The organism is Pseudomonas sp. CFII64 (genome assembly GCF_000416235.1).
Lineage (GTDB): Bacteria > Pseudomonadota > Gammaproteobacteria > Pseudomonadales > Pseudomonadaceae > Aquipseudomonas.
Window position 1 is genome coordinate 152,033 of the sequence record NZ_ATLO01000051.1, and the last position, 20,447, is coordinate 172,479.

The following is a 20,447-nucleotide window of genomic DNA, read 5'->3' on the forward strand; positions in this document are numbered from 1 at the left end:
AATTATAATTTCTGATCGAATCTGGCATGTTGCGATGTGCGTCGTCGAAAGGTCAGATATTGGCATATCATGCTATCTAACATTCTAGATAGTTGAGTTTATGCCAATATGAAACTTGATAACCTTGATAGACGTATTCTCGGCGCACTTCAGCGCGATGCCCGATTGACTAACGTCCAGCTCGCGGAAGAAGTGGGCCTGTCACCGTCCCCTTGTCTGCGTCGTGTACGCCTGCTTGAGGAGGCCGGCATCATCCGTGGTTATCACGCCGATGTGGATCGAGCCGGCATTGGCTTGGGGCTGACCGTATTCGTGGGAGTGAAAGTGGAGCGCCATCATGACGAGGCATGGACCGCCTTTCGCAATGCGGTGGTTCTTTTGCCCGAGGTGGTGTCGTGCCACCTTGTTTCCGGCGAATCTGATTTTCTTTTGCAGGTGCTGGTGCCGGATTTGTCGGCCTACGAGGGCTTTCTACTCGGTTCGCTGCTGAAACTGCCGGGCATCAGGGACATTCGGAGCAATTTCGCGATTGCCACGGTCAAGGCGCAGGCAGCCATCCCTTTGGGGCATCTGCCACACGCGACGCAATAATCTCACTGCGCAGTCAACCCTTCGCTGCTCCCCACTTCCCGGTCTTCGAATGCGGAGCGTACGGCTTCCACTACGCGTTCCGCCCGGTGAGCGTCATCCAACTGCGGATACGCATTCTTCAATTTGCCGGATACCTGCCAGCCATTTTCCTTGAGCGAGCGAATGATGCGGTTTGCGTCCTGATCCGGCATTTCGAGCACCTCTTTGAGCCGTTCCTGAGCGCGCTGGAAAATCACCAGTACGCGAGCCTCGTCAGCCATCTCGGTCCGCACCGTATGCGCCACGACCTGCGCGGTGTACAGGGCGTGTTCGGTCAAATCGGGATAGCGCCATGCGAATTGCGCGTCGTCATAGTCATCGAAGACCAGGTTGCTCGAAGTGCCGTCCTCATAGACGACGAGTTCGCCAAACCGATGGGACGCTGCGTAGCGTTGCATGAATGGCCGGGAAAACACCTCAAGCGTACGATCGTAGCGCGCCCGGAAATCGATTGAACTGGTGATGGTGGCCGACACCGGCAAGATCACGCCATCGGGCACAGCCTTATCACGAATCAGAGAATCGTTGATCAAGAAACGATGGATCCGGCCATTGCCGTCGCGCATGGGATGGATGTACACAAAAGCGAAAGCAAGCGCGGCTGCCCGAGCCAGCGGCTCGGCGCCCCGTGTCGCCAGCTCGAATGCCTTCAGACCCTCGAGCAATTGCGGTATCTGCTCAAATTGCGGCGCGATGTAATGCACGATGTCCTCACGCATCGTCGCCTGTCCCACGAAGACCGGTGAGCGCCGCAGGCCCAGTCCGACAGCATCATCGCCCAGGATCCCGGCTTGCAACGTGCGCAGGCTGGCGTTGCTCAATGGATCGTCGATATGACCGCAGTACTTGCCGATCACGTGGGCAAACCGCTGGATCCTGTCGGACTTGTCTGCCTCTTTCTCGATCAGAAAGCTCGCCCGCGACTCCTTGAAGGTAAGCCAGCTGGCCGTGCGGATCAGAATGTCGGCACCAAAGGTCTGGTTCAACTCGCGCAGTGCAGCATCCACGTCAAATTGCAGTGCTAGCTGCACGGTCTCGGTGCGCCGAATCAGGGGGCAGAACGCCGTCACACCGGGCAGATTGTCGTTGATGCGCCAGCGCCGCACCCGCAGCGGCTCAACGCGGGTCAGATAGTGCTGCGAAGAAATGGCATCGACGTAGCCACCGTTGGTGACATCCGGCACATCCAGATGCTGCCCGGTCAGCCACTCATACAGAAATCCCGTGCGGCGGGCGTACTGGCCAAAAGGGGCTTGCCGACACCAGGCTTCCACCGGCGCGGCACCCACAGCTGCAAACAGGCGGGAAAAAAACTCAAGGTGAATTTCTTCGTACTTGAGCCCAAATTCGAAATGCCCTGCGAAGTCGTCCGCCGGCTGGTAGCTGGCAGGGTACTTGTTCTCGACGTGTCCGTTAGCCTCGCGACTCCTGCGCGTCGTACCGATCACCGATTCGACACGCAGGGGTTGTGCCAGCGCGATTGCGTAGCGATCAGCGAGAGCCTTGAAACCTACTTGCATCGTCGAATTCTCTAATGAGCGTTAAAAAATGATAACTCTCAAAGGATAGTACGCGAAAATAATAATCGGCTAGCTGTGAAAACGCTAACGGGCACTCGAATTCGATAATTATTTAGCTGTTCATGTTTAAAATGATAAAAATCGTAGATTCCGTTGCTCACCTACTTTATTGACCCGCTCGGTACCATTGCGACGGATACAGCATGCTGGCTGACCTATTTGTCAGCTAATTGTGACTACATTACGAAATAGTCATGCGTTGTCAATCATCACGTGGATGCGTAAGCTACAGGCATGAACCAGCCATCAATATCTTCGCCCGGCATTCGGGGCCCAGCCGATCATGACATTCGAAATCAGATTGTCGCGGCGGCCAACGAGCATTTCAGCCAGTACGGTTACAGCAAAACCACGGTTTCCGATCTGGCCAAGGCCATCGGGTTTTCCAAGGCTTATATCTACAAGTTCTTTGATTCCAAGCAGGCCATCGGTGAGGCCATCTGCGCAAATTGCCTAGCGGAAATTGTTGCAGCGGTTGAGCAGGCGATGAATGTCGATGGGATTTCGTCGACGGAGCGATTTCGACGCTTGGTCAAAACCTTGATCTCCACAGGTGTCAGCCTGTTCTTCAATGACCGAAAACTTTATGACATCGCAGCGTTTGCGGCGTCAGAAAGCTGGCCAAGTTCACAGGTTTACGACGCCCGGATCAAACGCTTCGTTTTGCAGATTGTGCGTGAAGGACGGGAAAGCGGCGAATTCGAACGTAAAACGCCATTGGATGAGACGGTGGACTCCATACATCTTGCGCTGCGGCCTTTCGTCAACCCTTTGCTGCTGCAATACAATCTCGACTTCGTTGAGACGGCCCCCACGCTCACCTCTAACCTGATATTGCGTAGCCTCATGCCCTGATTCCGGGCTGAGCATTGCGCGCAGCCTGGAAGCCAGGCAATCCCTATCGAATCTCGGTCTCAGCTCTTGCAATGAGCTAGCGAACGGTAAAACTTCGACTGAATAGTGACTATTGACATAAAACGTCACATGAATAAACATGGCGCATCAGCTTTAAAGGAATCGCCATGATTCAGCGTCGCCGTTTGTCGTACGCCTTTCCCAAGAGCAGGTTGCTACTGGTTCGTTCCCGCGTGGATGGTCCATCTCAGTGCCCCACACTTGAGCTAAAAGGTGGGACTTGCTTGCGGCTATAACTTTGGGATACGTCGTGCAGGCGGTTCGTTACACGTGTCTGGTGCAGGAAATCCCAACTATTGATGTGGTGCGCCACATCGATGCGCTGGGCGTAGACCCTGCGCTCGCCTTGAACGCGCCTGCCGACAGTTTGCCTCCGGCGGTCGGGACGAGCTTCACCGAACCTGCCGCTCTCAGTTCTGCAGCCTGGATGATAGATCTACCGCAGCCAGCCGTTATTGGTGAGTGGTTTCTTATCAACTCTTTCAGTCAAGAGGCTCAGGAGGGTTACTCGTTACAGGATATGGAAGTATGCGGCGAGCGCGGTCGTCGGGTCCTTTGGGTGCGCCAGACTGTGGAAGTTTTTACTTGATACCAACGTTCTAAAACCAATAACAAAACTATTTTTGCTGGTTCCTTCCGGTAATAACGAAGAGTTTTAATAATGAAAAAAACTTTGCTCAAGAGTCCACTCGGATTTGCTGTCGTGCTTGCTTCTTCCAATGTTTTAGCGAGCGGTTTTGCGCTCAATGAACAAAGCATCAGTGGGATGGGTTCCGGGTTTGCCGGGCGTTCTTCTTCCGCTGAGGATGCGAGCACGGTTTTCGGCAATCCGGCGGGTATGGCTCGCTTGAAAAGCGAGCAGGTCAGCGTGGGGGGCGCGACGCTTTTCGCGAAGTCAGATATAAGCCATACGCGCAGTACATTTGGCGGTCAGGAAGACGGCGACATGGTGCCAACGACCACTGTACCTATGGGGTACTACGTCAAGCCTATTGATGAGCATTGGGCATTCGGTGTGGGTTTCTATGTGCCGTTTGGTCTGATGACCGATTACGGCAGCGGTTTTGCTGGCCGATACTATGCCAACAAAAGTGAAGTCACGACCCTTACGTTTCAGCCCACCGTCAGCTATGCCTTTAACGATAGAGTTTCAATCGGGTTCGGTCCCACCATCAACCGTATCAGCGGTGAACTGTCTGGAATGGTGCCCAATCCGCTTAGCCCTGGTCGCAATGACGGCAAACTTAAAAGCACTGGCGATGACACGGCGCTCGGTTTCAACGTCGGTATTTTGGTGCAGGCAACAGACCGAACCCGTCTGGGGATGACCTACCATTCCAAGGTTAGCTACCGCCTGGATGCCAAGACCAAGGTTACCGACGGTCTCTTTAGCGTGCTAGGGGTGAGTGGTCGCAGCTATGACGCTTCGTTGGATGTGGATACTCCAGAATCAGTGGACATGTCGTTGACTCATCAACTCAATGATGACTGGACCTTATACGCGGGGAGTACCTGGACTCGGTGGAGCCGCTTCAAAGAATTGACCAGCAAGACTCAGGGGTTACCTCCTTTATTGAGTGCTCAACTGGGTTCCGTCACCGAAGAGCAGAACTGGCGTGATACATGGGCTCACGCTATCGGCGCGGCGTATAAGCTAAATGATCAGTGGGTGCTTCGTGCTGGCTTGTCGGTTGATCAGGCGCCCACCAATAACATCGATCGAGGGCCACGCATTCCTACGGGCGACCGGAAGGTGCTTAGCGTAGGAACAGGCTGGACCCCGGTAGACAATGTCACGATCGATGTCGCTTATTCTTATCTGTGGGAAGAAAGTGTTCAGATCAACCACGTCTCTGCGACCAGGGGCGCCTATAGTTCCAAGTATAAGAACAGTGCGAGCGGTCTTGGAGCATCTGTCAGTTATCGATTCTGATCTGCTGCTGTTCCACACACCGGCCGGAAGTACGGCGTTGCTTCCGGTCGTCTAGAGCATTCCCCAATATTTAACCGTCGGGAAAAGCTCTGCTTTATCACGCGCTCAGACGCCCATCACGTGCTCCATAAGCCCTTGGTGAAACCGACGAGGCGTGGCCCAGGTCAGGACGCTGATGGCCTTGTTGCCGAAACCGGGCACCACACTCATTCGTCCCGCTTGCAGTGCGCGGATTCCTGCTTGTACGACGGGCTGGGGTTGCATCATCACCCTTTTCAGAGTGGGTGTGATCGTTTGGTTGGCGCTTGTTGCAAAGCCAGTGTCAGACATGCCTGGGCAGAGCGCCGTGACGATGACACCGTTACCTTTGAGTTCGCGATGAAGCGCATCGGAGAATCTCAGCACATAAGCCTTGGCGGCGGAGTAAACGGCAAAATTTTTGACGCCTTGGTAAGACAGCAGGCTGGCAACCATCAAAATATGTCCTTTGCGCCGGGCTCGCATATCTTCAGCAAAGAGGCGGGTCATCGCGGTCAGGCTGGCAACATCCAAGTCGATTATGGCCAGGGAGCTTTCCAGGGGTTCGTCCAGGAACGCTCCTTGCAGGCCGTGACCCGCGTTATTGATCAATACATCGACGACAATATTGCGATCATGCAGATACCGATGTAGATCGATAATCGCATTAATCGAGGACAGGTCTGCCTGTTGTACCAACACATCAATGCCGTAACGCTGGCGCAATTCATCCGCGAGCGCTTCCAGCTCATTCAGCCTGCGCGCCACCAGGATCAACGATCTTCCTTGTGCTGCATACTGTCGTGAAAACTCTTTGCCGAAACCGCTTGATGCGCCGGTAATGAGTACCCAGGAATTCTCGCTCGACTTCATTGTAATGTTCTCCGGCTTGTTTCTATTGTGTGGTTCTGCAACAGGCTCGCTCATCGAGTCGCCACAGGCTGGGTTTCAGGAGGTTGCCAGCCACCGCCCAGCGCTCTGAACGCCGCGACCGCAGCCCGAGCCGATTCTGTCTGGGCTTGCGCCCGGGCATCGGAAACTTGCAGCAGGGTCTCATCGGCGTGCAGAACATCGATCAGGCTGGCTGTACCCTTTTCATAGGCGGTGAACGACGATTGGCGAGCCTGTGTCAGAGAGTTCTCTCCAGTGGTGAGGGTGGTTGCTTGAACCTCCCGATTCACCAGCGCGGATAAGGCGTTTTCGACATCCTCGGTGGCGCGTAGCACAGACTGGCGGTAAGCGGCCAGGGCTTCGGCTTCCTGCCCCTTGGCTTGGTCAATCTGGGCATTTATGCGACCGAAGTCGAAGAGCCTCCAGCGCAAACCCAATACGCCTGCCGACTGGCTGGCACCACCGGAAAAAAGGTTGCCGCTGGACACGGCCGTTGCACTGCCCAGCAATGCGCTAAGTGAAAATTTCGGGTAGTACTCAGCGGTTGCCTCCCCGATGCGTGCATTGGAGGCCGCAAGGCGGCGCTCAGCCACAATGAGATCTGGCCGGCGGCGCAGCAAATCGGCGGGTGTTCCCGTGGCTTTTGGCTGTGGCGCCAGAGGAATGTTGCCCTTACTCGCCAATTGCGTTCGATGTGTGCCTGGTGGCGTGCCGAGGATGACATCCAGCGCATTCATGGCGGCGTCCAGACCGGTTTGCAGGGCCGGTACTGTCGCTTGGACTTGCGACAGCGCGCCCTCCGTCTGGCGAACCTCATAGCTGGCGGCGAGCCCTTTGCCATAGAGCAGCTGGACTTTCTCTAATAGCGCCTCCTGCGTTTTGACTTGTCGATTTGCTATGTCCAGTCGGGCCTGTAATCCCCGGACAGTGATGTAGATATCAGCAGTCTGCGCAGCGATGGCCAGGCCTGTGGCAGCAACTCCAGCCTCGGAGGCTTGGTACTCGGCCAGTGCGGCCTCCCGTCCGCGCCGCAGTCCGCCAAAAACATCCACCTCCCAGCTCGCATCCAGGTTGAGCTCGTAGGAGCTTCCGTACCGATCAAAGCCAGGTGTTGAATTCAACACTTGGCCGAGTGGCGTCTCGATTGACTGATAGGAGCGCGCAGCCTGACCCCTGATGTTTCCCGAGGGCAGTAACGCGGCATTAGCGGCGCCTAGTCCTGCCCGCGCTTGTGTGACTCGCGCCGCCGCTTGTGCCAGGTCCAGGTTCTGCTCAAGTGCTTTAGAGACGAATTCGGCTAGCTGTGGATCACCAAAGCCTTTCCACCACGCTACAAGACTGGCCTGCGTCGCACCACGCCTTTGTTCAACAGAGGCCTGACCCATATATCGGTCGGAAAGCGGCGCGTTCGGACGCTGATAGTCCGGACCGACCGCGCAACCGGCTATCAAGCTGGCGCTCACCAAAAGAGCGATGGGGCGAAGGGAGGGCATTGAGATTCCTTGAATCGAATGTTGTGTGTGACCATAATACTGTATGGTCACTATCTGTCAATTGACGCTATTGAGCCAAGTTGAAAATGACTGATAACCAACACTCATCCCGCTTGCGTGGACCGTCGGAACACGGTGTCCGTGATCAGATTGTCGAGGCGGCTACCGGGCACTTCGGATGTTACGGTTATGAAAAGACCACGGTGTCCAATCTCGCCAGATCCATCGGTTTTTCCAAGGCCTATATCTACAGGTTTTTCCATTCCAAGCAGGCAATCGGAGAGGTGATCTGTGCGAATCGGCTTGCCGACGTTATGGGGGCTGTCGACGCGGCGGTGTTGGGTGCGTCGACGGCTTCCGACAAGCTGAGCGCCCTATTCTATGGGCTTGAAGCGGCTGGCAACGATCTGTTCTTCCATGATCGTAAACTCTACGATGTTGCTGCCGTTGCCGCGCGGGAGCGGTGGCCGTCGATAGTCAGGCATGAGGAGTGTCTTCGGGAGCTTGTCACACACATCATTCTTGCAGGACGGGAGGCGGGGGAGTTCGAGCGCAAAACACCGCTTGATGAGGTGGTCAGCGGCATCTATCTGGTGATGCAGCCTTATATCAATCCGGTGCTATTGCAATACAACCAGCAGGTCGCTCAGGAGGGTGCGGGGCATCTTTCTGAACTGATATTGCGTAGTTTGATCCCCTGAGCATGTGACCATTGACAAAAAGGGTCACAGGTCTAAAAATATAGCTTCCTTCTTATTATTGAATCAAGGGAATCTATGCGCCGGCTTCGACCTGCCCCTATTGCTGCTTGCTTGCTGCCTCTTGTCCTGACGGCGTGTGGTAACTCATCCACCGCTGAAGATCCGCGCACGCAAGCCCCTCTGGTGAGGTCCGCAGCGGTTCAGGTTTCTTCCGATATCTCGCGTTCTTTCACTGGCGTTGTAGCTGCCCGTATTCAGGGCGATTTAGGGTTTCGGGTTTCAGGCAAGGTACTTGAGCGTCTGGTTGACACCGGCCAGACCGTCAAGCGTGGCCAGCCGCTCATGCGCCTGGACCCCATTGACCTGGGGTTGCAAGCACGGGCACAACAAGAGTCGGTCATTGCCGCGAGAGCCCGAGCCAAGCAGACCGCGGATGACGAGGCGCGATATCGTGATCTGGTCGCTGCAGGCGCGATCTCTGCATCGGCCTATGACCAGATTAAAGCGTCGGCAGATACCGCAAAGGCGCAACTTGGCGCCGCGCAAGCGCAGGCGGATGTGGCACGCAATGCTTCTGGTTATGCGGTGCTGGTTGCGGATACCGACGGCGTCGTAGTGGAAACGCTTGCCGAGCCAGGTCAAGTCGTCAGCCCGGGGCAACCTGTGGTTCGGCTGGCGAGGGCAGGGCAGCGCGAAGCCATCGTGCACCTGCCCGAGACATTGCGCCCGGCAGCAGGGTCCACCGCCCAGGCGACACTTTATGGCAACACCACTGGTGCTGTTACTGCAAAGCTCAGGCTGCTTTCAGACTCGGCGGACCGTATGACGCGCACCTTCGAGGCGCGGTATGTGCTGGAAGGGGCGCTGGGGAATGCGCCGATTGGTTCCACCGTCACGCTGCGGATTGCTGAAGGCTCAGCGCAGGGGCAGGCGTTGCAAGTCCCTATCGCGGCTGTTTTTGATCCAGGTAAGGGCACGGGCGTGTGGGTCATCGCCGGTACACCGGCGAAAGTGACCTGGCGACCTGTTCAGGTCCTGGGCTTGAGCGACGACTCAGCACGGGTCGCCGGCGACCTCAAGGAGGGCGAGCCTATTGTGGCCTTGGGCGCACATCTGCTGCGCGAGGGTGAGGAGGTGAGGCTGGCTCAACAGGGTGACGTCAAGGTCGCGGGGAGTCATCCATGAGCGAGGGCCGTTTCAATCTTTCGGCGATCGCAGTACGCGAGCGCTCAATCACGGTATTTTTGATCTTCCTGATTGCCGTTGCGGGCATCTTGTCGTTCTTCCAGTTGGGGCGCGCGGAGGATCCTCCATTCACGGTCAAGCAGTTGACAGTCATCACTGCGTGGCCGGGGGCTACTGCGCAGGAGATGCAGGATCAGGTCGCAGAGCCACTTGAAAAACGTCTGCAAGAACTGAAGTGGTACGATCGCTCGGAAACCTACACCCGTCCTGGCCTGGCGTTCACGATGGTGTCATTGCTTGATAGCACGCCGCCGTCGCAGGTGCAGGAGGAGTTCTATCAGGCGCGTAAAAAGCTCGATGATGAGGCCATCAAACTGCCGGCGGGTGTCATCAGGCCGATGGTCAACGACGAGTTTTCGGACGTGACATTCGCCCTTTTGGCCCTGAAAGCCAAAGGTGAGCCACAGCGACTGTTGGTACGTGATGCTGAGTCGTTGCGTCAGCGCCTGTTGCACGTGCCGGGTGTGAAGAAGGTCAATATTATCGGGGAGCAGCCCGAACGTATTTTTGTCTCCTTTTCCCATGATCGCCTGGCCACTTTGGGCGTATCCCCTCAGGACATCTTTGCCGCGCTGAACAATCAGAATGTGCTCACGCCCGCCGGCTCGATCGAAACGCAGGGGCCCCAGGTATTCCTCCGTCTGGATGGCGCCTTCGATAAGCTGCAGAAGATTCGGGATACCCCCGTTACGCTCCAGGGACGCACGCTCAAACTGTCTGACGTGGCGACGATTGAACGTGGGTATGAAGACCCCAAAACCTTTCTCGTACGCAACAACGGTGAAGATGCCTTGTTGTTGGGGATCGTGATGCGTGAGGGCTGGAACGGCCTGGATCTGGGCAAGGCGCTGGACGCGGAGACGGTCAAGATCAATGAAAGCATGCCGCTGGGCATGGCGCTTTCCAAAGTCACCGATCAATCGGTGAATATCGACTCGGCCGTCGGCGAGTTCATGATCAAGTTTTTCGTCGCACTGCTCGTGGTGATGCTGGTGTGCTTTCTCAGCATGGGCTGGCGTGTAGGCGTTGTCGTGGCGGCTGCTGTACCGTTGACGCTGGCTGTGGTGTTTGTGGTGATGGAGGCCACGGGGAAGAATTTTGACCGTATTACCCTTGGCTCGTTGATTCTGGCGCTCGGCCTGCTGGTGGACGACGCCATCATCGCTATCGAAATGATGGTGGTGAAAATGGAAGAGGGCTACGACCGCATCAAGGCGTCCGCGTACGCCTGGAGTCATACAGCCGCGCCGATGCTGTCCGGTACCCTGGTGACGGCGATCGGCTTTATGCCCAATGGCTTCGCGCAGTCGACGGCAGGCGAGTACACCAGCAACATGTTCTGGATTGTCGGCATCGCCCTCATAGCCTCCTGGGTGGTTGCCGTATTCTTTACCCCGTATCTTGGCGTGAAGATGTTGCCCAACATCAAGACGGTTGAAGGTGGTCACGCAGCCATCTACAACACCCGGCACTACAACCGCTTCCGACGGGTGTTGACGCAGGTCATTGCGCGCAAATGGCTGGTGGCCGGTACCGTCATCGCTTTGTTTGTCGTGTCGATCCTGGGCATGGGCCTGGTCAAGAAGCAGTTCTTCCCGACCTCGGACCGCCCTGAGGTATTGATTGAAGTGCAAATGCCCTATGGAACCTCCATTGAGCAGACCAGCGCCACCACCGCCAAGATAGAGGCCTGGCTGCAAAAGCAGGATGAGGCAAAAATCGTCACGGCCTATATCGGGCAAGGTGCGCCGCGTTTCTATCTGGCGATGGCGCCGGAACTGCCTGATCCGTCATTCGCGAAAATCGTGGTGCTGACGGACAGCCAGGAGGCCCGTGAAGTCCTCAAGTTCCGTATCCGTGAAGCAGCTGCCGAGGGCCTCGCGCCGGAAGCACGGGTCAGGGTCACCCAACTGGTGTTTGGTCCGTACTCGCCATTTCCGGTTGCCTACCGGGTGATGGGGCCTGACCCCATAAAGCTCCGCGAAATCGCCGGCCAGGTGCAGGACGTGTTGCAGGCCAGTCCGATGATGAGAACCGTCAACACTGACTGGGGCCCGCTGACGCCGACGTTGCATTTTACTTTGGACCAGGATCGCTTGCAGGCAGTGGGATTGACGTCAAGCGCGGTTGCGCAGCAACTGCAATTCCTGCTGGCGGGCGTACCCATCACGGCGGTGCGTGAGGACATTCGGTCGGTGCAGGTGATCGGGCGTGCGGCAGGCGATATCCGCCTCGATCCCGCCAGAATCGAAGGCTTCACCCTGGTAGGTACGGCGGGTCAGCGGATTCCATTGTCCCAGGTAGGGGAGGTCGATGTACGCATGGAGGATCCGATCCTTCGCCGTCGTGACCGTACACCAACCATCACCGTACGAGGCGATATTGCCGAGGATCTGCAGCCGCCGGATGTTTCGAGCGCGATAGTGAAGGAGCTGCAGCCAATCATCGACAAACTCCCGGATGGGTATCGGATCGAGCAAGCGGGTGCAATCGAGGAGTCGGGCAAGGCCGGTACAGCAATGTTGCCGCTATTCCCGATCATGATTGCCATGACCCTGCTGGTCATCATTCTTCAGGTCCGCTCAATCTCGGCGATGATCATGGTGTTCCTCACCTCACCGCTGGGGTTGATTGGTGTCGTGCCGACATTGCTGATCTTCCAGCAACCCTTTGGTATCAACGCTCTGGTCGGTCTGATCGCCCTCTCAGGCATTCTGATGCGCAATACGCTGATTCTGATTGGGCAAATCCACCACAACGCTCAAGAAGGACTGGATCCTTTTCATGCGGTAGTCGAAGCCACGGTACAACGGGCCCGCCCGGTATTGCTGACAGCGATGGCAGCAATCCTGGCGTTCATCCCCCTGACCCATTCCGTCTTCTGGGGGACCCTGGCCTACACACTGATCGGAGGTACGTTTGTCGGAACCATTATGACGCTGGTATTCCTGCCAGCGATGTACTCCATCTGGTTCAAGATCCGCCCAGAGCAGAAGAGCGAAACTCATACAGCGACGCTGACATAAGCGTTTGATCCTGGGGGAGAGGGTGACACCAGAATTCCCATCCCCCAATTGCACGCAGAGCATTGCGCCTTAATCGTTACTTCAGAAGTGCAAGGACACAAGACCATTCGAAAAGCTAGCCGCTCAGAAAAACAATGCTCCATCCAGCGTGTGGGGCGGTAGGCTTTTCTCAAAAGCCAGAAACGACAAGGCCCTGAATAATCAGGGCCTTGTCATATAAAGGTGGCGGAGGCGATGGGATTCGAATTTATCCTGGATGTCAGGCCTCTTGCTGGACTGTTATCCGAATCGGGCCCAAATAGTTCGCCCGTTTCTGCGTGGAGCCGGCTGGGATTGTCGACGAGAATTCGCTTATGGAGCGATTCGTCTGGAGCCCACCTTACAAGTTGGTTTACTACGACCCCATCATCGATAGGTATGCTCGACACAAGAGCACATGCTCGGTAAGTATCTGGTAAGGCGCCTCGTCCTAAAGTTGTATCTCATCCCAACCGAGGTCACCGCGAGTACCTCGTCAAGTTGATGAAATTCAGCGCACTCTCCACCTCTGTGGTCGGGAGTGACCCGCTTCGGCTTAAAAGGAAGGCTAATGTCCAAACTACTCCTGTTGTTTTCACTTGCCCTGGTTGTAACGGGTTGCGCGAACATCCCAAGAAGCGAAATGTCGGAGTCTGTGTTTTCGTCGCTGGATTGTCCTGCAATCGTCAATCAATTGGATCAGGCACGCGCTACTCGTGAGAATGCAGCTCAAGCGAGGCGTGGTTCTTGGAAGGTCATCATTCCCATCGCTATTGGCGTGCGTTACTTCAACGCGGCAAGTGTCGAGAATGAGGCTGATAAAAGGGTAGTTCTGCTGGTTGAGGAACAACGGGCAAAGAAATGCACTCAGGTCTCTGATTTAACTAAAAATGCGCTACCTGCAAGAGATCGAAAAATGGCACCGATATCCGTTGTGTCGTTCCCGTCTCCTCATGATTGGCCTATTTGGGTAGCCCAGGAACTCGGCTATTTTAGCCGCAGCGGAATAACCGTTTCACTGACCCCAACCCCTGATTCGAAATTTCAGCTAGCCGGACTCATTGAAGGAGATTTCGACATCGCGATGACTGGCATCGACAATGTTATTGCCTATACAGAAGGGCAAGGTGAAGTCCGTACGCAGCGCAACGCGGATTTGTTCGCCTTCATGGGCGCCAGCAACAAAGGCTTCCTCCGGCTGGTGACCTCGCCGGAGATAAAAAAATACGCCGACCTCAAAGGCAAACAACTGTCAGTGGATGCTCAAACCACAGGCTACTCATTCGTGCTCCGCAAGTTATTGAAGGAAGGCGGCCTAGGGGCGGCGGATGTAGAGTTTGTCAGCGTGGGTGGGTTGCGTCAGCGTTACCAGACATTAGTTGAACATAAATATGCCGGCACGCTTCTAATCTCGCCATTACATGCGGCCGCTCAACAAAAGGGCTTCAATGTACTTGCCAATGTGGAAGACGTACTGGGCCACTATCAAGCATCGGTCGGTGCTGCGCGCCGCGATTGGGCGAAACACAATCACGTCGAATTAGTCGGCTACATTCGCGCGTATATGCAGGCTGTCGAGTGGCTCCGTAACCCAACAAACAGGGCCGAAGCAATAGCGATCCTGAGTAAAAATATGCCGAACTTATCAGGAACCATGGTTGGCCAAACCTATGAAATGCTGTTGGTCCAGCAAGATGGACTTGATCCACGTGCTGAATTGGATATTTCGGGAGTTGAGACTGTTCTCGCATTACGCAGTGAGTATGGAAAACCGCAAAAAATTCTAAGTTACGCTGGAAAGTACTACGATCTACAGTATCACGCAGAGGCAACTGAATCGCTGAGGTAACCGGAAAGCTGATCCGGCCTCCTTCGAGCTGGCTGATCAGCTTTCCGATCGACACAAGCAAACGATCAGGCCAGGCTCCGCTCTTCGGGCAGAAAGTGTCCATCGGTGCGCCCGCGCAATCTCTTGGCAAATAGTCAGGCCTAATCCGGCACCATGGTCGCGTCGATGAGCACCGCGCCAGAAACGAGCAAATACCTGCGATAGCTGCTCTGGCCTCACACCAGCGCCCCAATCACGTACAGTCAGGGAGTTTTCATCAAGCGCTAAATGGACTTCAGTGCCCGGCGGTGCATGCTGGATAGCATTCTCAAGCAGGTTTTTCAGTAGCGTAAACAGGGCGCTGCGGTCGGCCTGCCATAAGCACAGCGTAGTAGTACTGTTTACCAGAATGAGGCGGACGCCCGCTGCGTCGGCCATACGTCGCAGATAAAAGATGGCCTCGTTTGCAACATCCAGGGTATTAACGGCTGCAAGGCTGTAATTTTGTACCTCACTGGCTTCGGCCAAAAGCAACAGTTGTTGAACCTGCCGCGTCATGTGGGCGACATCGCTGAGCAGTGAACGGCGACCTTCGCTCTGCTCCATCAATTCGATTTGTGCGCATATCAGTGCCAGAGGCGTTTTCAGTTCATGTGCAGCGGTTGCCAGAAAATCCTGTTGTACACGGTACCCATGCTCCAAGCGCTCAAGCGTACGGTTAAAGCTGGCCACCAGCGGTGCTATTTCGGATGGCACAGTTTTGACCTCTAATCTGGAATGCAGAGACCGAGGGGAAATTGCGGCCGCAGACTCCGATATCTCACGTAAAGGTTTAAGCGTGTAGCCCAGCGTAACGTATGCGCAGCCGCCGAATACAAAAAGCAATACCAGGCTGAAGAGGACAATGCCAGCCCCCATGAACGGCCAGGCGAACCCGACATGGAGCAGCTCCATCAATCTCTTACTGGCCGCAAACTGCAAGTACCAGGTTCTGCCGTCATGCTCGACAGAGGACGTTGCAGCGTACATCAGCAGGCCTTCACGCTCGAAGTTGAATGCTCCGCTCTCTGATCGGGCAATGCCTATGTTAGAAGGCCAGAATTTATCCTCAGTGGACGTCAATCTCACATTCGCAGCGGAATCCAGCACTCGGTAGCCGATTTCCTGGCCCAGGCTTTTATAGCTCCAGATTCGATTGTCCTGGCTGCTATCGAACCCGATAGGCGTGCCAGCGCTATCAAACTGAAGTTTGCTTGCCAATTCATGAGTACGCTCGGTCACATCCGCGGTCAGGAAAACATCGCTTTCTGAAACGATCAGGGCGAGTGCCGCTGACGCGATCAGGAGGATGCTCAACAGCACTCCCGCGACATAGGCAAGCAGCATTTTGAAGCTAATACTATGGCGCCACATCGCATTGGCGTAGCGCATATCCAAGACCTCGCAAATTAACAATTCGTTGAGGGCAGCCGATGGATATCAGTTTGCGGCGAATTCGATGGAGCGCCACATCCAGAGCATTCGGTGTCACGGCGTCACCTAGTCCCCATGCGGCAGCCTCAATTGCATTACGACGGACGAGCTCCCCTGGCTTGCGAAGTAACAGCAACATGATCTGCATTTCCGCAGGCGCCAGGGCGATGCTTGCATCGGCATTGCACATCATGCCCGTATCGGGTTGCACACTGAGTTCGCCGTGGGAAGGCGCCAAGGGGCGGTGTTCGGCAGGTCGACGCAGAAGTGCTCGCACTCGAGCCACCATTTCGTCCATCGCGAATGGCTTGGGTAGATAATCATCGGCGCCAGCGTCCAGCCCCTCGACCCGGTCGTGCAGCGCATCTCTTGCCGTCAGGACAAGGCAGGGGAGCCCCATTCCCGCGTCGCGCAAGCGCCGCAGCAAAATCAGCCCATCCCCGTCCGGCAAACCTCGATCAAGAACCAGCGCTTGATAAGGAAGCTGCTGGAGGGCCGCCCACGCATTGTCGACGCGGCTAATGACATCAACGGCAATTCCAGAGGCCGTCAAGCCTTTGCAAATAAGATGTGCCAGGCGTTCGTGGTCTTCGACCAAAAGAATACGACTCATAAGAACAGGCACACATAGTCGACCCGCGAAATGATTTTCGCAGAACGGTCCGGAACGGGCAGGCATTTCAATAGAGCGCACAGGCTAGACATCTTGACGTTACTCAATGCGAAACAATGATCAGCTGGGCGATTGGCTACAGTGAATGGAGCCTCACGAATCGCCAAGCTGCAAACTCTGTTATCTTCGGCTGTTTTCTCTTACTGGCCCCTTACTGACTCATCCGGATTTGGGGCGCACTGAACAACTGCGCTTGATGCGGCCTGTGTGGCGTATCGGTAACCTTCACCCAGGCGTCCGACCTCTTTTATTCCTCCGATCAGCACACCTCGCCGGAGCCGCTACAAGGCAAGATCTCATGAGCTCGCCATTCCTTGATGAGCTGGCGTCGGTTACGACTGTAGCGCTCGGCAAGCACTTCCAGTTTTGCGATGTCATCCATAGCTATCACGCGGAACCGGTTGTCCGCTTCACACCACGCCGACAGGAAGCGCTTTGCGTCGATAAAGCCCAGCATGATCGGCCAGACAATTTGTTTATCTGCAGGTGCGTGGGTTATCGACAAGGTGATAAGCAGTTTGCGCTGGTCGCGCAATGCGAACCGGACTTCACTCAGGTCGATTGAAGTGGAAAGGTTGGAGTGGGCGCCCACGTAGAATGTTTCGTCGTCAAAGGTGTGACGCATATCCAGAGGCAACACGGCGTTAATTTTGGCCAGCGCGTTCTTTACCGCGAAGGCAAATTTATCGTCTGTCTGACGACTGACCCACTGGGCACCGACTACAAGCGCCTGTATTTCTTCTTCTGTAAATGCCAGCGGGGGTAACAGAAAGCCAGGTTTCAAAATATAACCCAAGCCCGGCTCACCCTCGATGTCGGCGCCCATCCCCTGCAAGGTCACCACATCGCGACGTATGGTGCGTAATGAAACGCCCAACTCCCGCGCAAGCGTCTGGCCCGACACCGTTCTACGATGTCGGCGCAGCACTTGCATTAGCTCAAACAAACGGTGACTCCTGGCCATGTCTACTCCATCGCGATGAGACCTTTACCGCCGAGCTTACGGCCTTTCTCAAGCTCAGTGATCAGTCGAGTCGCCTCGGACATCGACACGGTTTCTGCTACCCGAACGTTGTAGCGCCTCTCACTGGCAGCCTTGGCAAGCTGATCCAATATCTCGGCGCGCGGTGAGCCGATAATCATTTTGAGTCTGCGATCAAAAAAAGCGCGGACAAACTTACCTGGGCCAGGGTTTAGATCAAGAAATACGCCGCCCGATTTCAGTGTCGCAACGCCTTCAGATATCGGCAGCGTTGCCGCGGTGTCGTAAACCACGTCGAATCGAGTGGCAATAGTTGATAGCTGCATGTTCCGATAATCATAAACAGTGTCCATACCCAACGACTGTGCTAGCTGCATGTCCCTGTCGCTGCAACTGCCCGAGACGACGGCCCCCTGCATCAGAGCTATTTGTACAGCCGCTTCGCCTACGGCTCCGGCACATCCATTGACGAAGACATGCTGGCCGGCTCGCAGCCTGGCCTTGTCTATAAGGCCGTTCCAGGCGGTTATACCTGGAGTACCCAGGCAGGCGGCGTGCTCGAATGACACATCATCAGGCTTATGGGCTAAAAACGCCTCTTTTGTGATAACGGCTTGGCCAAACGCTCCGCTTTCTTTAAATCGGGCAAGTCCAAAAACCGCATCCCCGACCTTGAATCGCGTGACACCTGCGCCGACCGATATAACCCTGCCGGAGAAATCCATGCCCATCGCGCGAGGGAATTTCCTACCGGTAACGATCTTCATTTGCCCAGTCCGCAGCTTCCAGTCAATGGGATTGATCGCTGAAAACTTGACGCTGACACCGACCTGACCTTTGCCTGGGGCAGGCAGTTCGAAGTCCTGAACCTGCATGACCTCTGGCCCGCCATATCTGCTGTACTGAATGCGTTTCATGATGCGTCTCCAAACTCCGGCATACGATTGGGGTAGTCACCGGGCGGAATCTACAGGCCAAGGCGGTCAGTTTTTGTCACCATTCAATGAAATAGCGAGCAGGGCTCAGCAATGCGCGTTGAGTCCCTAGAGCGCATAGGGTTGGCGTCTTTGCAATCTTTGATCCTGGTTGGGCTGACGCTGCCCGCGAAGTGTTTTGGGTTCATAACAGTTATCTGATCTGCTCATGAATACTCTTGGCGCGTGCGCTGTAGCATGACTTCGCTAATAACTATCAGAGATCTATGAATGCGGATATCAGCCCTGCACGCCACTGTTGTCATGAGTTGCCTCTGGATGGGATCAGTGCTCGCCGCACCGCCGGCAGAACAAGTCGTGCGTATTGCGCAACTGGTGATTGATCCTGCGCAACTGGCGGCCTATCACGCTGCAGTCAAAGAGGAAATGGCTGATTCCGTTCGTCTTGAGCCGGGAGTGCTGGCAATTTATTCGGTCGCGGAAAAAGAACACCCGAACCGGCTGCACTTCTTCGAGATCTATGCCGATGAAGCGGCGTATCGAAGCCATATTGCGTCCGCGCATTTTCAGAAGTATGTGACAACGACCCAGCCGATGATCCTGTCCAGAGTGCTGATTGAAACCGATCCGGTTCAACTCAGCGCCCAGCCCGGTCGATGATCGATCTAAGGGGCCGGTCGGTGCGCCGAACAATTTGGTCTTTCAATGGAGGAAGTGATGAAAAATGTGAAGGTCATGGCACTTGCAATCGCGGGCCTGGCGTTTTTTGCAGCAGGTAGTTGCCGGGTAATGGCATCAGAAGCCTTGTCTGCAACAGCCCCGGCCTACTATGTTGCCGAGTTTGAGGTCACCGATCCTGAGGGGATGAAGCCTTACAGTGCGCAGGTGGAGGCAACCTTCAAACCCTATGGTGGGCATTTCATCGTGCGTGGCGGCAAGACCATTTCGCTTGAAGGTTTAGCGCCAAAACGTCGCCGTGTTGTCATTGAGTTTGCCAGCGTCGAACAAGCCCGGGCTTGGTATAACTCGGCGGAGTACACCGAGCTGAGGAAAATCCGCCAGCGTTCAGCCAAGACAGATGTCTATTTGATCGAGGGGGTATCAGCGCAATAGTCAAGGGAGTAGCAAAATGCTGCGCGAGAACGCGAACGACCTACTGGTCTTCATTGCAGTGGCGCGAGAAAGAAGTTTCACCAAAGCGGCTTCACAACTGCGAGTGTCTCAATCTGCGATGAGCCATACCATCAAGGCATTCGAAGAAAGATTAGGGATGAGGCTCCTAACCCGCACCACACGCAGTGTCACATTGACCGATGCCGGACAGGCGCTCTACGACAGCATGAACCCTCACTTCGAGGCCATGGAGGCCAATTTTCAGAGCTTGCTGGGCCTACGAGAAAAGCCCGCCGGCACCCTGCGGATCACTGCGGCAGACTTCAGCTTTCATACGGTGTTATGGCCAGTGCTGGAAACCTTTTTGGCGAGGTACCCGGACATCAACGTTGAGGTGAACTGTGACTATCGACTGGTCGACATCGTAGCCGACCGTTATGACGCAGGCGTCCGGTATGGCGACACGGTTGGAGAGGGGATGATCGCTACACGGATAGCCCCTGACATGCGCATGGCCGTCGTAGCGACGCCGGCCTACTTCGCGCTACATGTACCGCCTGGAGAACCCGACGAACTTGTCAGCCATAACTGCATCAACATGCGATTCCCCACCCATGGCGGTATCTATACTTGGGAGTTCGAAAAAGAAGGCACTACCAAGAATATTCAAGTCAGTGGGCAGCTCGTCGTCAATGGCGTTTATCAGACACTCGATGCCTGCCGGAGCGGGGCGGGGTTGGGGTATTTGCCGGAAACACTGGTTCTGCAGCACATTGACAAGGGCGAGTTGATTCGGGTGCTGCAAGACTGGTGCCCGCCGTTCGCCGGATTCCACCTGTATTACCCCAGTCGCCTTCAATCCTCACCGGCGTTCAGCCTTTTGGTAGAAGCACTGCGCTATCCCCGGCGCCCCCAAGTGGGAGAAGACTGAATAGCTCCGCGCGGCATCCCTTTCAAACCATCAAACAGCCTGCCCGACGACACCTACAGACT

The 20,447-nt window shown here is 55.6% G+C and carries 18 protein-coding genes; 11 read left to right on the forward strand and 7 right to left on the reverse strand.

All coding sequences use genetic code 11. From position 1 onward, the window contains the following. Window positions 1-108: 108 nt before the first annotated feature. On the forward strand, window positions 109-591 hold the full coding sequence (locus CFII64_RS26285) for an Lrp/AsnC family transcriptional regulator (protein WP_020293908.1): 483 nt from the start codon (window positions 109-111) through the stop codon (window positions 589-591). A 2-nt stretch (window positions 592-593) separates the two neighbouring features. Here the strand turns inward: CFII64_RS26285 and CFII64_RS26290 are convergent, their stop codons facing one another. Then, on the reverse strand, window positions 594-2,150 hold the full coding sequence (locus CFII64_RS26290) for a Fic family protein (protein ID WP_020293909.1): 1,557 nt from the start codon (window positions 2,148-2,150) through the stop codon (window positions 594-596). A 294-nt stretch (window positions 2,151-2,444) separates the two neighbouring features. On the opposite strand from CFII64_RS26290, the gene CFII64_RS26295 reads away from it, so the two are divergent. The 3 genes from CFII64_RS26295 to CFII64_RS26305 all read left to right on the forward strand — a co-directional run bounded on the left by CFII64_RS26295 (window position 2,445) and on the right by CFII64_RS26305 (window position 5,058). Continuing rightward, the gene (locus CFII64_RS26295) at window positions 2,445-3,065 is read left to right on the forward strand and encodes a TetR/AcrR family transcriptional regulator (protein WP_020293910.1); all 621 of its coding nucleotides are present in this window, start codon (window positions 2,445-2,447) and stop codon (window positions 3,063-3,065) included. A 310-nt stretch (window positions 3,066-3,375) separates the two neighbouring features. Next, entirely contained in the window at window positions 3,376-3,714 is a 339-nt protein-coding gene (locus tag CFII64_RS26300; RefSeq protein WP_256208188.1) for an acyl-CoA thioesterase domain-containing protein, read from the forward strand. A 72-nt stretch (window positions 3,715-3,786) separates the two neighbouring features. After that, the gene (locus CFII64_RS26305) at window positions 3,787-5,058 is read left to right on the forward strand and encodes an OmpP1/FadL family transporter (RefSeq protein ID WP_020293912.1); all 1,272 of its coding nucleotides are present in this window, start codon (window positions 3,787-3,789) and stop codon (window positions 5,056-5,058) included. A 105-nt stretch (window positions 5,059-5,163) separates the two neighbouring features. On the opposite strand, the gene CFII64_RS26310 is transcribed toward CFII64_RS26305, so the two are convergent. Continuing rightward, the gene (locus CFII64_RS26310; RefSeq protein ID WP_020293913.1) at window positions 5,164-5,949 is read right to left on the reverse strand and encodes an SDR family oxidoreductase; all 786 of its coding nucleotides are present in this window, start codon (window positions 5,947-5,949) and stop codon (window positions 5,164-5,166) included. Between the two features lie 50 nt (window positions 5,950-5,999). After that, the gene (locus tag CFII64_RS26315) at window positions 6,000-7,460 is read right to left on the reverse strand and encodes an efflux transporter outer membrane subunit (protein WP_020293914.1); all 1,461 of its coding nucleotides are present in this window, start codon (window positions 7,458-7,460) and stop codon (window positions 6,000-6,002) included. Window positions 7,461-7,546: 86 nt separating this feature from the next. On the opposite strand from CFII64_RS26315, the gene CFII64_RS26320 reads away from it, so the two are divergent. The 4 genes from CFII64_RS26320 to CFII64_RS26335 all read left to right on the forward strand — a co-directional run bounded on the left by CFII64_RS26320 (window position 7,547) and on the right by CFII64_RS26335 (window position 14,299). Continuing rightward, window positions 7,547-8,161, forward strand: a complete 615-nt coding sequence (locus tag CFII64_RS26320; protein ID WP_020293915.1) for a TetR/AcrR family transcriptional regulator — start codon at window positions 7,547-7,549, stop codon at window positions 8,159-8,161. A 75-nt stretch (window positions 8,162-8,236) separates the two neighbouring features. Then, complete coding sequence (locus CFII64_RS26325; RefSeq protein WP_020293916.1) at window positions 8,237-9,346, forward strand: efflux RND transporter periplasmic adaptor subunit; 1,110 nt, start codon at window positions 8,237-8,239, stop codon at window positions 9,344-9,346. Then, the gene (locus CFII64_RS26330) at window positions 9,343-12,432 is read left to right on the forward strand and encodes an efflux RND transporter permease subunit (RefSeq protein WP_020293917.1); all 3,090 of its coding nucleotides are present in this window, start codon (window positions 9,343-9,345) and stop codon (window positions 12,430-12,432) included. Before CFII64_RS26325 ends, CFII64_RS26330 begins: the two co-directional genes overlap by 4 nt. Window positions 12,433-13,021: 589 nt before the next feature. Further along, entirely contained in the window at window positions 13,022-14,299 is a 1,278-nt protein-coding gene (locus tag CFII64_RS26335) for an ABC transporter substrate-binding protein (RefSeq protein ID WP_020293918.1), read from the forward strand. A 36-nt stretch (window positions 14,300-14,335) separates the two neighbouring features. On the opposite strand, the gene CFII64_RS26340 is transcribed toward CFII64_RS26335, so the two are convergent. The 4 genes from CFII64_RS26340 to CFII64_RS26355 form a co-directional block, all read right to left on the reverse strand. Continuing rightward, on the reverse strand, window positions 14,336-15,709 hold the full coding sequence (locus CFII64_RS26340) for a HAMP domain-containing sensor histidine kinase (RefSeq protein WP_020293919.1): 1,374 nt from the start codon (window positions 15,707-15,709) through the stop codon (window positions 14,336-14,338). Further along, entirely contained in the window at window positions 15,678-16,364 is a 687-nt protein-coding gene (locus CFII64_RS26345; protein WP_020293920.1) for a response regulator transcription factor, read from the reverse strand. The genes CFII64_RS26340 and CFII64_RS26345 overlap by 32 nt, the downstream gene beginning before the upstream one ends. Before the next feature lie 319 nt (window positions 16,365-16,683). After that, complete coding sequence (locus tag CFII64_RS26350) at window positions 16,684-17,388, reverse strand: YafY family protein (RefSeq protein ID WP_020293921.1); 705 nt, start codon at window positions 17,386-17,388, stop codon at window positions 16,684-16,686. A gap of 2 nt (window positions 17,389-17,390) precedes the next feature. Continuing rightward, window positions 17,391-18,323: an NAD(P)-dependent alcohol dehydrogenase gene (locus CFII64_RS26355; protein ID WP_020293922.1), complete on the reverse strand. Its 933-nt coding sequence runs from the start codon at window positions 18,321-18,323 to the stop codon at window positions 17,391-17,393. Window positions 18,324-18,659: 336 nt separating this feature from the next. Between CFII64_RS26355 and CFII64_RS26360 the strand changes: the two genes are divergently transcribed. From CFII64_RS26360 to CFII64_RS26370, 3 genes are read left to right on the forward strand one after another with little or no spacing between them, the layout of a single operon-like run. Next, window positions 18,660-19,001 (forward strand): putative quinol monooxygenase, encoded by a 342-nt coding sequence (locus tag CFII64_RS26360; RefSeq protein WP_020293923.1) that lies wholly within the window; start codon window positions 18,660-18,662, stop codon window positions 18,999-19,001. Window positions 19,002-19,058: 57 nt separating this feature from the next. After that, window positions 19,059-19,454: a DUF1330 domain-containing protein gene (locus tag CFII64_RS26365; RefSeq protein WP_020293924.1), complete on the forward strand. Its 396-nt coding sequence runs from the start codon at window positions 19,059-19,061 to the stop codon at window positions 19,452-19,454. Window positions 19,455-19,470: 16 nt separating this feature from the next. Further along, window positions 19,471-20,385: a LysR family transcriptional regulator gene (locus CFII64_RS26370; protein ID WP_020293925.1), complete on the forward strand. Its 915-nt coding sequence runs from the start codon at window positions 19,471-19,473 to the stop codon at window positions 20,383-20,385. Window positions 20,386-20,447 lie beyond the last annotated feature (62 nt).